The organism is Rhizobium sp. BT04 (genome assembly GCF_030053135.1).
GTDB classification, from domain to species: Bacteria; Pseudomonadota; Alphaproteobacteria; order Rhizobiales; family Rhizobiaceae; genus Rhizobium; species Rhizobium binxianense.
Genome location: NZ_CP125652.1, coordinates 1,188,081 through 1,202,427 on the forward strand (window position 1 = coordinate 1,188,081; position 14,347 = coordinate 1,202,427).

Genomic DNA, 14,347 nt, shown 5'->3' on the forward strand with positions numbered 1-14,347 from the left:
CGCTCGGATCAAAATCGGGAGGAGGCGTGGAGTCAGCTACGCTGGGTCGCAGAAAATCATCTTCCGCCCGTTATCTCAATTAGAAATTTCAGAAAATCTCCCAAACAAACGTTTGTCGCAAAAGTTCGGTCCGCGAGCGCGAGGAAGCAAGCCACCCATTCAGCCGATCGTTTCAATCCGATGAACGCCACTGCGCCGAAGGCAGCAATGCGGGACGAAGGGGTGGCCTGGCTCGCAAGCCTCCTGCGGGCATCCATGGATAAACGCGATCGATAAACCCGTGCTCGCAGCAAAAGTCGAACAGCCCCACCAGAGACGGGCACGGGAACCGCCGACCTTCGCACCCGGATCGCCCAATTGCGATCATCGCGCCGTTGAGGCAGGATGCCGTCATGGAACAGGAAGCAGGATCGGACGGACCATCATGCTGACGGGCTCATGTCATTGCGGCAAGGCGAGTTGGACACTTAAGGGTGATCCGGGCTCAATCACCGCCTGCAACTGCACGCTCTGCCGGCGTTACGGCACGCTGTGGGCCTATGATTACGAAGGAGAGCGTATCGCTCTCGCCGGTGAGACCGCCTCCTACACCCGCGCCGACAGGGACGAGCCGTCTCTCGAAATATTGTTCTGCCCATCCTGCGCCTGTGTCTTGAGCTGGCGCGGCCTGCGGCTTCGAAAGGATGGCCGCCGGCGCATGGCCGTCAACATGCGGCTTGCGCCGCCGGATCTCGTTCAGGATCTGGCTATCGATCATTTCGACGGTCTGGAAACGTTTGAAGACCTTCCGTCCAAAGGACGCTGCGTGCGCGACCTCTGGTTCTGACAGCCTGCCGCGTGCAGACCTCCGGCCGATTGCGAAGATCGCCACCTGGCCGGAGCGCACCGGCTACGGCGCTCTGACAAAAAACGTTCCGCGCGAGGCTACCTCAGCCCCGCCGGGCGGCCTCGATCGCCGCGACGTCAATCTTCCTCATGGTCATCATCGCATCGAAAGCACGCTTTGCCTGACCGCCACCCGCGGCAAGCGCCTCGGAGAGGATGCGCGGCGTAATCTGCCAGGACACACCCCACTTGTCCTTGCACCAGCCGCACTCGCTTTCCTGGCCGCCATTGCCGACGATGGCGTTCCAGTAACGATCGGTTTCTTCCTGATCGTCGGTTGCGATCTGAAAGGAGAAGGCTTCGTTGTGTTTGAACACGGGACCGCCGTTCAGGCCGATGCAGGGAATACCCGCAACGGTGAATTCCACGACCAGGACGTCTCCCTGCTTCCCATCGGGATAATCCCCCGGCGCACGAATGACGGCGCCGACGGCGCTGTCGGGAAACGTCGCGGCATAAAAGCGGGCTGCAGCCTCGGCGTCCTTGTCGTACCATACGCAGATCGTGTTCTTTGCCATTGCGTGATCCTCTCGCATTTCGTTTGGCATTTCCGTTCTGAAATAAGAGGCAAACCGGCTTTCTCCAGCCCGGTCCGAGCGATTTCATGCGGGCCACTGCCGAGCGCTGCCAAATGGTTAAAATACCTTCTTTGACCGACAGCAGAAGACCCGGTTCATCGGGATCGCATCAGTTGCGCTCATCGCTGACCTGTCGCATCACTTGGCTGCAGAAACCGCGCCTCGGGCGGGCAGCTCAGCCAATTGTTTCATCAAATTCATTTAGGACAACACCATGATTTACCTGCTTCGCCATGGCGAGACCATTTGAAACACCTTGGGTCGGTTCCAGGGCCAAAAAGATTCACCGCTGACAGAGCGCGGTATCGAACAGGCCGAACAAATGGCGAGACTTCTGAGGAAGGAAATTGCAGGCAGCGAACAATCGTTCCAGCTCCACGTCAGCCCTCTTGGCAGAACGCAGGAGACTGCGGCCCGCATCGGCCGGGTATTGCCGCTGGCGGCTCGTCCGGAACCGCGGCTCATGGAGGTGACCATCGGTTCTTGGGACGGCATGACCAAGTTCGAGATCGACAACGAGTTTCCGGGAATGCTGGACGGGTCCGACGCATTTGATTGGTATTTCAAATCTCCCGACGGAGAGAGCTTCGACGACGCCTGTGCGCGAGCAGAAGACTGGATCTCAGGCATACATGAACCAACCGTTGCGATTTCTCACGGGCTGTTCGGCAGATTGGTACGCGGCGTATATGCCGGCCTTTCAAAACGGGAAATGTTGGAACTGCCCGTTCCTCAAGACGGATTCTATCACCTTTGCGATCGTGAATTCTGTTTGGTAAGCGCTTCGGCCGATGCGATATCCCTCCTGAGTCCATAATCACCGGGTGACCGCAGCGGCCTGCTAAGGTCATTGCCGATTATGGCGCGGCTTGATGTCGGAGATCGACACATGCGGCTACATCGGCGTCGAGGCGGGCGCCGAGATCCCTAGTCGGACCTGCGGCCTTGATCCACCCGCCACGGCGTATCGACGCGGTTCGATCCCGCAAAATAAAGGATGATGCGGTTGCCGCCGGGATCGAGGAGCTCTGCCTCGCGCCAGAGCCAACTCTTATCCTCGGGGCCGCTTACGAAGGGAAGGCCGGCCTCGCCGAGACTGCGGACCGTTTCGTCCAGGCTCTCGCACTCGAAATAGACTGTGGTTCCACCACCGCCACTTTCGCCCTGATGCAGGGAAAAGGTGCTGTCCCCATCCGGGCAGACGAAGCGCGCATACCGCGGACGGGAGTCAACGACAGGCTTGAGACCGAGGGCGCAGTAGAAGTTCCAGCCTGCATCGAGGTCAGGCATGGTAACGGTCACTTGGTTCAGGCGCATGATCTCTCCTTCTCGGCTGAGTTCACCCAAAGGGTGCAGCGGTCCGCTACGACAGCTTGTATAAAAACAAAGACCTGCGACCGTCGCATGAATCAAATTCTAAACGACGCGCTTTTTGTGTCCTTGACACAAAACTCGTGGCAAACTGCACAGACGCCTGCGCGACGCTCGAGAAGGCCCGAAGCCATGCACAAGTTCACCGTCACCATCACCCGGGAAATCGAGGCCGACACCGCCGAGGAAGCCGCGTTGCTCATGTACCAGGAATTATCAACGGGGCCGATCCCTGACCGCTACTCCGTCACCGACGAGACGAAGGCTACCACGGAGGTGAAGCTGGACCGGGAAGAGGCCGACGAATTCGCCACCATCGATCACACCGCCGACCCCGGCAACTGGTAAGCCTCAGCTGACCCGCTGGGACCGGCCGACATCCCATCGATAGCAGTCTTTGAGAAAACCTGATGGAATATGATCCGCACTACCCGACAATCCTGCCGGAGTTCATCGCGCTTCCGCTTGTCTTCGTTTTGAACATCCTGATACCCGTTTCGGCCATCTTGATTGCCCGAAAGCTCCAGCGACGTAGATGGCTGCCACACACATTCGCATTTCTATGGGTGTTCCTCTCACCATTCACGCTCGCCATATTGATAACGCCGACGATGGCGCCAGGAGAAGAGGCTGGGCCTGGCGGCGGGATGATCCTGCTTCCAATCTTGGGAGAAACACCGATCGTACTCGTCGCTTATGCTGTCATTCTGCTTTATCTGCGTCTAACGCGACAAACCTCCCTCGCGCCACATTCGCCCTCCTGAGTTAGGAAAGACCGTGATCTCACCAATCAAAATTGCTGTCGCCGGCGTGAACGGCCGCATGGGTCGCAGCATCGTGCCGCTGCTGGCGGCGGATCCGGCTTTTGTCTTCGTCGGCGGCATCGGCCGTGAGGGCTCCATGGGTCCCGAGCTGATCGATCGATCGGCTGCGATCGCCCAGGCCGACGTGATCCTGGATTTCACGACGGGAAGTGCTGCGGCCGAACTTGCCGGCTTCTGCGCTTCGGCCGGCGGGCCGGCGCTGGTGATCGGGGCGACAGGTTTCGAGCCGGATGAACTGGAACGGATCGCCGGCGCCGCCCGGATGATTCCGATTCTGCGCTCCGGCAACTTCTCCATCGGCGTCAACATGCTGGTCGGCCTCGTCGCCCAGGCGGCCCGCGCCCTTTCCGCTGAAGGCTGGGATATCGAAATCCTCGAAGCCCATCACAACAGGAAGATCGATGCGCCGTCCGGCACGGCGCTGATGCTCGGCGAAGCGGCCGCCGAGGGCCGTGGCGTTTCCCTTTCATCCGTCGAGCGGCGCGGGCGCGACGGCATCACCGGCGAGCGGCCGCCCGGCGAGATCGGCTTCGCCGTCTTGCGCGCCGGCGGGCTTGTCGGCGAACACAGCGTGCTCTTTGCCGCCGCCGAGGAAGTCGTGACGCTCTCGCATTCGGCGCTCGATCGCGGCATGTTTGCCCGCGGCGCACTTGCCGCCGCCCGTTGGATCGCAGGGCGCGCACCCGGCGAATACGGCATGCGGGATGTCCTGGGCCTGGCGGCAGAAGGGCCGAACAGAGCGAGTGAACAGCGTCTTCAAGCGCGTCTTTGAATCAAATTCTAGGCGCATCGCCAATTCGGGGATGGCGGCGGATGAATGCCGGGAGCAGCGCTGCGGCGCGTCCTTCGAGGCTCCGCCCTGTGGGCTGCGTGTTTCAGGACGAGAGGCGTTGGCGGATGCCGCGCCCTCCATTTGAGGTCGTCGATTTCCCTGCCCTTGTCGCAAATCCTGCGACCTAGAATCCCCACGATGACCTGTATGAAAAACAAGGACTTGAAGCCCGCTCCTGAATCAAAATCTACCCCGGCACACACAACCTATCGAGGATCGCAGAGGCGACGATGACTTCGGTTCCGGCGAGGCCTACGGAGCAAAACAGCGTTATCTCCTCGGGCGATCTCCGCCCGGCCGCCTTCCCGGCAATGATGTCGGCAAGGTCGGCCATGCGAACTTCGTTGCCGGAACCGGCGAGGAAAAAGGGCGAAGCGTAGGCATGCGCCTGTTCGGGAGAATCCGTCGCGATCACGGCTGCGGCATCGGCGACATCCAGGCTGAGCTCGTGTCCCTGAAGCGTTTTCGGGCCGACGGTGTTGACATGCACGCCGGGCTTCAAATCACGCGCGTGGACGACGGGCGTTTGGCTGGTCGTCGCGCAGATGATGATGTCGGCGTCGGCAACGGCTTCCCGGGCGCTGTCGGCAGGCTCGATATCAAGTCCCAAGGCGTGCTGCATCTCGCTTGCGAAGGCGAGACGATTTTTCTCGTCGCGGCTGTAGACGCGGGCGTGATCCAGTTTTCGAACGGCGGCGGCCGCGGCAAGCTGGGTTCGCGCTTGCGCTCCGCTGCCGAGAATCCCGACGATCCTGGCATCCGGCGCGCTGAGATGTCGGATGGCGAGACCTCCGATCGCGCCGGTCCTGAGGTTGCCGAGCCGTTCTCCGAGAACAATGCCCTTGAGCCTGGCGTCGTTGGCCGACCAGACCGCGACGATCTGCGAATGCTCCGCCCCTTCGAATGTTTCGTAGACCCGGAAGCCCGCGAGCGGTTTGTCGCCAAGGATGCCGCCGACGGTGAAGACGAGATCGCCGCGATCGGGAAACGAGACATGATGCCGGGGCGGAGACATCAGCCGATTGCCGGCTCTCGCGAGAAAAGCGCTCTCGAGCGCATCGATCGCCACCGCCATTAACCCGCCGTCCGCAAGATCCTCATCGCTCAAAATTTTCGTCACCGCCGAACCTCCAGTTGGTGCCGGGCATGCTGCAACCCCAACCCGCTTAAGGTCAAGAGATCGGGTAAATCCATGCGCCTCCGTCCCTGGGCATGGCATGCTCGAACGCCTCTCGTTGGGTGAGGCATGCTGGATGAGGCTCTCTGGAGTGTCTGCGCAGAGCGGTGGCATAGCGGCGACGGCAAACAAAATCCGCAGCATCAACCGACCGTCCCTGGTCCTATCCGCTCAAACGCCGCGCCATCATGACGTCGTCTATCTCCCTGCCCTCCTCCAAAACCCCACCCGGGATTCGGCCGATCTCGGCAAAGCCCTGCCGCTGATAGAACCGTATCGCCGCCGGGTTCTCCGCGCTGACGAAGAGTTCCAGCTGCCGGACGCCGATACCGCGTGCGTGGTCGGAAACCACCTCCAGCAGCTTCCCGGCAAGTCCCGTTCCACGCAGGTTGGCACGGACATAGACCATGACGATCGTGGCGCGATGGACCATCTTGCTCGGCCGCTGCCGAAACAGTCCCATGATGCCGACCGGGGCGCCGTCCTGGAACGCGATGAAAACCGGCTCGTTCAGACGATTGGCCCACTCCTCGTCGGGCAAGACCTCCCAATCTTCGTAGCGGCTCGCAAAAGAGGAAGGCTCGGCGCGCAGCGCTTCCAGACGGATACGCCGGAAAACCTCCACTTCATCTACCTGGATAAGCCTGATCGTCGCGCCGCCTGCATCCATCGGGGACCTCGTGGGATATCTCAGTTATCGTCATTGCAGAGAGCTTCGGCCGATGCAAGAAGCAGCGCTGCGGCGTGCCCTTCGGGCTCTGCCCGATGGGCTACGCGCCTCAGGATGAGGGACGTTGGAAGATACCGCGCTTCAATAACAGGCGGTGGATTGCCGCGGTTTGCTCCGGGCGACGATTACGCCACCGGCTCGCGCCAGCGCCAAGAGAGCCTCATCCTGAGGCGCCTCGCAGGGGCCTCGAAGGACGAGGCGGGTGCTCCGCTTGCAACTACTGAGCCGGAGTTCCCACCCGGCCGCCCTTGCGGACGCCCGGTTGATCGGAGGGCTGGGCCGGTTGGTTCGTTGGCCGAAGGTTCCATTGATCGGGCGGCTGAGCACCCGTTCGCTCACTCGGTTCGCGCGTCGAGCGCACGACCAGATTATCCGGCTGATCGGTTGACCCCGTCGCGGTTTCATCGGGAGACCCGGTCGCCGATTTATCGGCTGACCAATCGGTCGCTTGATCGTTCGGTCCGTCCATTTTGAAGGGTGTAACCTGATGGATGAAGACGAGAAGAACTATCCCGACCACAGAGCACACCAGCGCGTAGAGAACGAAATACTTCAGTGCATATCCCTCGCTGATTGACATAGCGGCCTCGACAGCGGCGCGAATGATATTTCCAAATTATTGAACGATACTTAGATAAAATGCAATAGATTTTAGACATATGTTAGTATTTTTAGAAATTTACGGCAGATTACAAGTTGTTATTGGAGAGAATTAGGAAACAACTCCCGCATTGCTCGATTTATCTTAAGTATCCCGGCAAAGGCGAGACGCCCGATGGCGGCTGCCGCAGTCACGAGATCCTCCAGTATCGCGCCTGGAATTCGAAAGCCGGCGAGTTCCGCGACGCCTCGCCGTGCGCTGGCGCGGGCGCTTATTCCAGGCTGCCCCATTGGCGGGAGGCTCGGCCAAGACAGCGCCGGCTATATCGGCTAGATTGCATAGCGTCGACAGCCAGCTTCGAGGGGGCAGGGATCGGCGGCGGCAAGGGGGATCCGATGTCGGCAATTGCATCTCTGTTTCAGGAAGCCGCCCGGCTTGCGGCGGGGTTCAGGCAGGCAGCACCTCGCCGCTATGTACCCACGCACGACTACGCAACCTCGCTTGCCTGTTTCGACGAGCCGCTGCCGGCCGCCGGTTCCGATATGCTTGACGTCATCAAGCAGCTGGCGAATGACGCCGAACCGGGGTTGCATGCAACGACAGGCCCGCGTTTTTTCGGCTGGGTCATCGGCGGCTCCCATCCGGTCGGCGTCGCCGCCGATTTCCTCACCAGCGCCTGGGGCCAGAATGCCGGAAACCATACCGCCGCTCCGGCCGCGGCCGCCGTCGAGACTGTCGCGGCGAGATGGCTGCTTGATCTCCTGAAGCTGCCGGCCGAAAGCTCGGTCGGCTTCGTGACGGGCGCGACGGTGGCGAACTTCACCTGCCTTGCCGCCGCGCGTGGCGAGGTGCTGCGCCAAGTGGGCTGGGATGCCGATGCCAACGGCCTGTTCGGGGCGCCCGAGATCACCGTGCTGATCGGCGACGACGCCCACACGACGGTGTTCTCCGCGCTGCAATTCCTGGGCCTCGGGCATGATCGCGTGCGGCGTCTGCGCACCGATCCGGTGGGGCGGATAGACCCGGCAGCGCTGCTGGGCACGCTCGATTCGGTCTCTGGTCCTGTCATCGCCATTCTCCAGGCCGGGCAGATCAATACCGGCGCCTTCGACGATTTCGCCGCCATCATCCCGCTCTTGAAGGCGAAGCGTGCCTGGGTGCATGTCGACAGTGCCTTCGGCCTCTGGGCGCAGGCATCGGGGAAGACCAGCCATCTCAGCCGTGGCATCGAAGCGGCCGACAGCTGGGCCACCGACGGCCACAAATGGCTGCAGACGCCCTATGATTGCGGCTATGCGATCGTCCGCGACGAGCTCGCTCATCGCCGCGCCATGACGATTGCCGCAAGCTATCTGCCGCTCGCCGGCGAAGGCGAACGCGATCCGTCCCATTACGTGCCGGAGCTTTCGAGAAGGGCGCGCGGCTTTGCCACCTGGGCGATGCTGAAACATCTCGGCCGCGAAGGTGTGGCCGCCCTCATCGATCAGTGCTGCGCCTCGGCGCACGAGGTGGCCGATCTGCTCGCCCGCGAGCCCGGCATCGCCATTCTGAACGAGGTGACGCTGAACCAGCTCGTCATCCGCTTCGGCGCCGACCTGCCCGCCGAAGACGGCGACGCTCTGACCCGAAAGACGATCGAGAAGATCCAGGCGGACGGCATGATCTTTGCCGGCGGCGCCAAATGGCGCGGCCGCGACGTGCTGCGCCTTTCCGTCACCAATTTCCAAACGACATCCGATCAGGCGCAACTCGCCGCACACAGCATCATTGCCGCGTTCAAGAGTGTCAGCTAGGGCTGATGTCGTTAATTGGATCCATGGCAGCACGTGAGGCGCTTGGGTTCGACGAGCACAAGGACGGCCACCTCGTGGAGTGAGCGTGGATGCAAGAAGCAGCGCTGCGGGGCGCCGCTTGGTGCGCCAACGCCCAAGAGAGAACGCCCAAGAGAGCCTCATCCTGGGGCATCCCGCAGCGGCCTCGAAGGACGATGCGGACGCTCGCCCGTCTTCCCATTGTCACCCGCTCCGCCTATAGCTCCCTGCCCGTCCCGATCGAGCAAGGAGCAGAGCCATGAACGCCAACGATGTCGCCGCCCATTGGGAGAGCAATGCCGAGACCTGGACGATTTATAGCCGCGCCGGCTACGACAGATATCGTGACGCGCTGAACACGCCGGCCTTCCTCGAGATTCTGCCGCCAGTGGCAGGCCTTACCGGGCTCGACCTTGGCTGTGGCGAGGGCTCAAATACCCGCACCGTCGCCCGTCTCGGTGCCCGCATGACCGGCCTCGACATTGCGCCGACCTTCATTCGCTATGCCCGCGAGAGCGAGGCAGAAGCGCCGCTCGGCATAAATTACGTGCTCGGCGACGGCCAGAGTATCGATTTCCCCGAGGCGAGTTTCGATTTCGTCACCGCCTTCATGTCGATGATGGACATGGCCGACCAGCGCGAGGTGCTGAAGGGCATCCACCGCATCCTGAAACCCGGCGGCTTCCTGCAGTTTTCGATCCTGCATCCCTGCTTCATGCCGCCGACGCGGCGCAATATCCGCAACGAGGCGGGCGAGCGCGTCGCGGTCGAGATCGCTGATTATTTCGACGAGAGCGACGACCGCATCGAGCGCTGGATCTTTTCCTCCATCCCTGAGGCCGAACGCGCGACGCTAACGCCGTTTGCCATCCCGCGCTTTCACCGCACGCTGTCGACCTGGGTGTCGATGATCGTCGAAGCGGGGCTTGCGATCGAGGCCTTCGGCGAGCCGAGGGCTTCAGTCGAGGTGGCGCTGGCCGAACCAATCGTCGCCGACACCCGCATTGCGCCGATCTTCCTGCATATCAGGGCACGCAAGGCATAGGGCCTGTTTCCCACCGCCGTCGAGGTTTGACCGGCTTCATCGTCGCACGGCGACCACCGAACTGGCACGATAACGCGACAGCTGAACCCGGTTGGATTGGTTGCCGCCGAACAGATAGACATATTGCCGGCGCTGGTCGATGTGATCGAACAGGCTGACATGAAAGCGCCGGCCGGTGCGGATCACCACGACATCCCCTCGCCTGGCGGCGCGGAAGAACACCGGCTTGCCGAATTTCCTCCAGGACGCCGCCATGTTGGGGTTGGGCGGCGGCTGCCGGAACGATCGCTTGGCGACAAAGGCCAGGAACGCCCCGCACCACGATACTCTGCGTGGATTGATGCTGAGGAAGGAGATCGAACGTTCGTGCATGCTTTTATACCTGGATGCCGTGCCCAGCATGTCCGCCTCACAGGGCACGGCAAGTGCCGTGAGGACGATGACGAGAATAACCTTCATAGTTACCCACCATTGTTTGTATAATGTTGAAATTCCGAAATGTGGCGAAGAATAAAACAGGCGCGGCAACGTAGATGCGAATTATGGCGTGATTTAGAAACAACTAATACTGGCATTTTGACGGCGAAAGCATGTCTGAACAAAGGCGCAGCCGGTAGCCGACAAGCCTCTTTTTTCAGCCTGACGAGACCATCGAAAACCCATGGAACCCTTGCCTTCCGGGCCGAAGGGCTTGAGTGTCGCTACCCAAACCAAGTTCATTCAGAGAATGATTGACCATGCCCGCAAGTGCTTGAGCGGCAAGACTATTCGCCAAGAATTGAAGACAGTGCGCGACCCACGCCCTCACCTATATGAGCTATAGTTACAACGGCTGTTAGTAATACTTAGTGATTGTGGGAAATACATTTCTCCCTCCGTTCACCAGCGAAAGCCGGTGGTCACCCCTGCCGGTTGCAGACCTGAAGGACTTGAGGACGCCGCGGCGCGTCAACCGTGTGGCTGCGCCGGTTCGGGCTGGCCGGTGACCGGGGCAGAAGCAGCGGCAAGCGCCCTGGTGACCAGGAGTGCGGCGGCGATGACCGGGACGACAACCCAGTAGGAAAAGCGGATACCGAAGTGTTCGGCGACGAAACCGAGCAGCGGCGGCCCGGCGAAAAACACCAGGAACGTCGTTTGCCCGAGCGCTGCAACGCTGACCGATGCGGGTCGATCCGTGCGCCGGGCCGCTGCCGAGATGGCAAGCGGATAGACCGAAGAGCAGCCGATCCCTGTCAGGCCAAAGCCTGCGAGCGCGACAACAGGGTGTGCCGCCATCGCAACCATGACAAGACCGATGGCCGCGATCCCGAGGAGAGTCATTGTGACCGGGCGCGGATTGAAGCGGTCGATGACAGGGTCCATAGCCAACCGTCCGATGGCGATGAACGCGGAGAAAATGGCCACGCTGAGCCCGCCGATGAATGGCTCGGCCGCGAATACGTCGCGCATATAGATCGCCGACCAATCGACGCTCGCGCCTTCGGCGAGAAGCGGAGCTGCGCCGATGAGGCAAAGGGGCAGCAGCCCGATCGTCGGAAAAGCGACGAGCGGAGCATCGCCGGGGTGAGCGTCATGCCGCCGGGGCGCATTCTCGATCCCGGAGAAAACGATCGATCCCGCAATCAAGACCGTCACGAGGACGATGAAACTATGCAGTTCGATGGAGACGGCGGCCTGCCGCATGCCAGCGGCAACGAGGGCGGTGATGCAGAAGCCGAGGCTCCACATGCCGTGAGCCCGGCTCATGATGCGGTAGCCGAGCAGCGCCTCATGGCGATCGGTTTCGATATTGGCGTTGATTTCGAATGCCCCGGCGAAAACGCCTGAAATAAAGAACAATGGCATCGCCAGGGGAACTGAAGGCATCCAGGGGATCAGCGCATAAAACAACGCCGCACCAAAGACGGTGACGAAAGCCGTTGCGCGCGCGCCAAGCCTCTCGGTAAACCTCGCCGCGAACGTCAAGCCGCAGAGAACCCCGAGGGACATGATGGCGAGCAAAAGACCCAGCCCTCCTTCGGTCAGGCTAAACTTGAGCTGGAGGTCAGGCAACCGTGAGAGAAACGCACCTACGGATAGGGCCACGGCGAACTGAATGAAGAAAATACGATGGTGCGGCTTCATCTCGGGGGACTCTGCTCCGATTGGCGGGATTAAGCTCAACTATCCCCCGTGGGATAGCTGGACATTCCGACGAAATGGCGACTGGCTCGGAAACCCGCGGTTCCGCATTGTCGACCACCATTGCTGACAGCCCCTGTCATCATGATGATGACGCCGCTGATTGAAGGAGAACGTGCGCTTCTTGCCGACGGACAGCCGGATGACGCCATCCTGGACGTCGGCGTACCAAGCTGCGTTGCCTCGCCGTTTACGCTGGCGCCGTTCATCCGCAAACCTCCGCCGACGATCAATACACCCGCCCCTCCCCACGCCGCTCCGCCCCACAAAAAATTCACACCCGCATCAATTTACTTGCCGTTCTGCAATGCGGCATATGTTTGTGTTCATAGGCAAGGGGCATAAGCGGGGAACCATGGCGTCGACGCATAGAGACAATACGGGTGAAGGTGCCGGCCGAAAGGGCTTTATCGGACTGGTCGTCGGCGCGGTCGGCGTGGTCTATGGCGATATCGGCACCAGCCCGCTCTATGCGTTTCGCGAGGCACTGAGGCCCTTTGCCGCCGATGGCGTACACGAGGCCGAAGTCATCGGTCTCATTTCGCTGATGGTCTGGACTCTGACGATCATCGTGACCTTCAAATATGTGCTGTTCCTGCTGCGGGCAGACAATGACGGCGAAGGCGGCGCGCTTTCACTCCTCGCCCTCCTGATGAAGAAGATGGGGCGAAATGTGCCGGTGCTCTTCTTCGCCGGCCTGATCGGCGCAGCCCTCTTCATCGGCGATGCGATGATTACGCCTGCCCTGTCCGTCATGTCGGCGCTCGAAGGCTTGAAATTGGTCACACCCGCCTTTGCCGAATACGTCCCACTTGCGTCGGCGGGGATCATGATCGTTCTCTTTGCAGTCCAGTCGAGGGGAACTGCTGCTGTTTCGACGTTTTTCGGTCCGATCACGGTGTTGTGGTTCCTGGCCATGGCAGCGGGCGGCCTGATCCATATCGGCGACGACTGGAGAATTCTGGCCGCGCTCAATCCGGTCAATGCACTCCTGTTCCTAACCCATGCCGGCAGCGTCGGCCTCATCGTGCTCGGCGCCGTCTTTCTGACAGTGACGGGCGCCGAAGCGCTCTATGCCGACCTCGGGCATTTCGGCCGCCGCCCGATCCAGATGGCATGGTTCGTGCTCGTCTTTCCGGCACTGTTGTTGAACTACCTTGGACAAGGGGCGCTCGTTCTGGCTCATCCCGAAACGGCCGGCAATCCTTTCTTCCTGATGTATCCCGACTGGGCCTTGCCGCCGATGGTTCTTCTGGCGACGATGGCAACGATCATCGCCAGCCAGGCGGTGATAACAGGCGCATTTTCGCTGTCCCGCTCGGCGGTTCACCTGGGCTTCCTGCCGCGGCTCAGGATCAAGTTCACGTCGGAAACGAACACCGGCCAGATCTACGTGCCGGCCGTCAATCTTCTCCTGCTGGTCGGCGTCTTGATGCTGATCTTTTCCTTCGGCGACTCCGAGTCTCTGGCGACGGCCTACGGCATCTCGGTGACGGGAACCATGGTCATCTCGACCATGCTGGTCTTCCAGTTCCTTCGGGTCGTCTGGGGCTACTCCCTCGTGCTCGCCGCCGCCTGGCTACTGCCGCTCTTCACCATCGAAGTCATGTTCCTGGCGGCCAATCTGCTGAAGATCTACGATGGCGGCTGGGTCCCGGTCGCTCTTGCGCTGGCGATCATGATCCTCATGTGGACATGGACCCGAGGCCAAGCCTATCTGAAGAGACTGCGGGCCAACAACGAGATCCCGCTCGAGTCCTTCATCCGGTCGATCGAGCGAAAATCGGACCATTCGCCGGTCACCGTTCCGGGAACGGCAGTCTTCCTGACCAGCGTCCCGGATCGCACGCCGAATGTTCTGCTCCACAATCTCAAGCACAACCACGTGCTCCACGAACAGAACGTCATCCTGACCGTGTGGACCGAGGACGAACCTTATGTTCCCGACAGCCGCCGCATCAAGATCAGCCAGCTGTCGCCGCGTTTCGTCCGTCTGGACATCACCTTCGGCTTCATGGACGACCCTGATGTCACCAGGGCATTGGCTCTCTGTCGTGAGGGCGGCTTCAAGTTCGAGATCATGAGGACCTCCTTCTATCTCGGCCGCCGGAACCTCGTCAGGACGCCGAACACCGGGCTGCCCGCCTGGCAGGAGCGCATATTCATGGCGCTGGAGGGCTTGGCCATCGATCCTTCCGACTATTTCAACCTGCCGTCCAACCGCGTCGTCGAACTCGGCGAGCAGATCGCCATTTAGAGCAATTCCAGCAAAAGTGTGCAGCGGTTTTGCCAGGCAAAGCGTGAAACGCTTT

At 61.1% G+C, this 14,347-nt stretch carries 15 protein-coding genes; 8 read left to right on the forward strand and 7 right to left on the reverse strand.

The annotated features are described in order from the left end of the window. The first annotated feature begins 424 nt into the window (after positions 1–424). Positions 425–826 (forward strand): GFA family protein, encoded by a 402-nt coding sequence (locus QMO82_RS14445; protein WP_183606901.1) that lies wholly within the window; start codon positions 425–427, stop codon positions 824–826. Between the two features lie 103 nt (positions 827–929). On the opposite strand, the gene QMO82_RS14450 is transcribed toward QMO82_RS14445, so the two are convergent. After that, positions 930–1,403 (reverse strand): VOC family protein, encoded by a 474-nt coding sequence (locus QMO82_RS14450; RefSeq protein ID WP_183606900.1) that lies wholly within the window; start codon positions 1,401–1,403, stop codon positions 930–932. A gap of 316 nt (positions 1,404–1,719) precedes the next feature. Here QMO82_RS14450 and QMO82_RS14455 point away from each other — a divergent pair, with 316 nt between their 5' ends. Then, the gene (locus tag QMO82_RS14455; RefSeq protein ID WP_246718255.1) at positions 1,720–2,280 is read left to right on the forward strand and encodes a histidine phosphatase family protein; all 561 of its coding nucleotides are present in this window, start codon (positions 1,720–1,722) and stop codon (positions 2,278–2,280) included. Between the two features lie 110 nt (positions 2,281–2,390). On the opposite strand, the gene QMO82_RS14460 is transcribed toward QMO82_RS14455, so the two are convergent. After that, complete coding sequence (locus QMO82_RS14460) at positions 2,391–2,780, reverse strand: VOC family protein (protein WP_183606899.1); 390 nt, start codon at positions 2,778–2,780, stop codon at positions 2,391–2,393. Between the two features lie 186 nt (positions 2,781–2,966). On the opposite strand from QMO82_RS14460, the gene QMO82_RS14465 reads away from it, so the two are divergent. From QMO82_RS14465 to dapB, 3 genes are all read left to right on the forward strand, one after another. After that, a complete protein-coding gene (locus tag QMO82_RS14465) occupies positions 2,967–3,182 on the forward strand; it encodes a hypothetical protein (RefSeq protein ID WP_183606898.1) in 216 nt (71 codons plus the stop codon). A 62-nt stretch (positions 3,183–3,244) separates the two neighbouring features. Next, positions 3,245–3,598 carry a hypothetical protein gene (locus QMO82_RS14470; RefSeq protein WP_183606897.1) on the forward strand — a complete coding sequence of 118 codons (354 nt, stop codon included), beginning with the start codon at positions 3,245–3,247 and terminating at the stop codon, positions 3,596–3,598. 13 nt (positions 3,599–3,611) lie between these two features. Then, on the forward strand, positions 3,612–4,430 hold the full coding sequence (dapB, locus tag QMO82_RS14475) for a 4-hydroxy-tetrahydrodipicolinate reductase (protein WP_183606896.1): 819 nt from the start codon (positions 3,612–3,614) through the stop codon (positions 4,428–4,430). Between the two features lie 247 nt (positions 4,431–4,677). Here dapB and QMO82_RS14480 read toward each other — a convergent pair whose 3' ends face one another. The 3 genes from QMO82_RS14480 to QMO82_RS14490 form a co-directional block, all read right to left on the reverse strand. After that, the gene (locus tag QMO82_RS14480) at positions 4,678–5,610 is read right to left on the reverse strand and encodes an ornithine cyclodeaminase family protein (RefSeq protein WP_183606895.1); all 933 of its coding nucleotides are present in this window, start codon (positions 5,608–5,610) and stop codon (positions 4,678–4,680) included. A gap of 220 nt (positions 5,611–5,830) precedes the next feature. Beyond that, positions 5,831–6,337 carry a GNAT family N-acetyltransferase gene (locus tag QMO82_RS14485; protein ID WP_183606894.1) on the reverse strand — a complete coding sequence of 169 codons (507 nt, stop codon included), beginning with the start codon at positions 6,335–6,337 and terminating at the stop codon, positions 5,831–5,833. 277 nt (positions 6,338–6,614) lie between these two features. Beyond that, positions 6,615–6,977, reverse strand: coding sequence for a hypothetical protein (locus QMO82_RS14490; protein ID WP_183606893.1), 363 nt, complete (start codon positions 6,975–6,977; stop codon positions 6,615–6,617). A 416-nt stretch (positions 6,978–7,393) separates the two neighbouring features. On the opposite strand from QMO82_RS14490, the gene QMO82_RS14495 reads away from it, so the two are divergent. Together QMO82_RS14495 and QMO82_RS14500 are read left to right on the forward strand one after the other, a co-directional pair. Continuing rightward, positions 7,394–8,791 carry an aspartate aminotransferase family protein gene (locus QMO82_RS14495; RefSeq protein WP_183606892.1) on the forward strand — a complete coding sequence of 466 codons (1,398 nt, stop codon included), beginning with the start codon at positions 7,394–7,396 and terminating at the stop codon, positions 8,789–8,791. 277 nt (positions 8,792–9,068) lie between these two features. Then, positions 9,069–9,854: a class I SAM-dependent methyltransferase gene (locus tag QMO82_RS14500; protein WP_183606891.1), complete on the forward strand. Its 786-nt coding sequence runs from the start codon at positions 9,069–9,071 to the stop codon at positions 9,852–9,854. Positions 9,855–9,890: 36 nt separating this feature from the next. Here QMO82_RS14500 and QMO82_RS14505 read toward each other — a convergent pair whose 3' ends face one another. Both QMO82_RS14505 and QMO82_RS14510 read right to left on the reverse strand, forming a co-directional pair. Then, positions 9,891–10,313: a TIGR02594 family protein gene (locus QMO82_RS14505; RefSeq protein ID WP_183606890.1), complete on the reverse strand. Its 423-nt coding sequence runs from the start codon at positions 10,311–10,313 to the stop codon at positions 9,891–9,893. Between the two features lie 489 nt (positions 10,314–10,802). Further along, positions 10,803–11,978, reverse strand: coding sequence for an MFS transporter (locus QMO82_RS14510; protein WP_183607675.1), 1,176 nt, complete (start codon positions 11,976–11,978; stop codon positions 10,803–10,805). 412 nt (positions 11,979–12,390) lie between these two features. Here QMO82_RS14510 and QMO82_RS14515 point away from each other — a divergent pair, with 412 nt between their 5' ends. Further along, the gene (locus QMO82_RS14515; protein WP_183606889.1) at positions 12,391–14,292 is read left to right on the forward strand and encodes a potassium transporter Kup; all 1,902 of its coding nucleotides are present in this window, start codon (positions 12,391–12,393) and stop codon (positions 14,290–14,292) included. Positions 14,293–14,347: the final 55 nt, after the last annotated feature.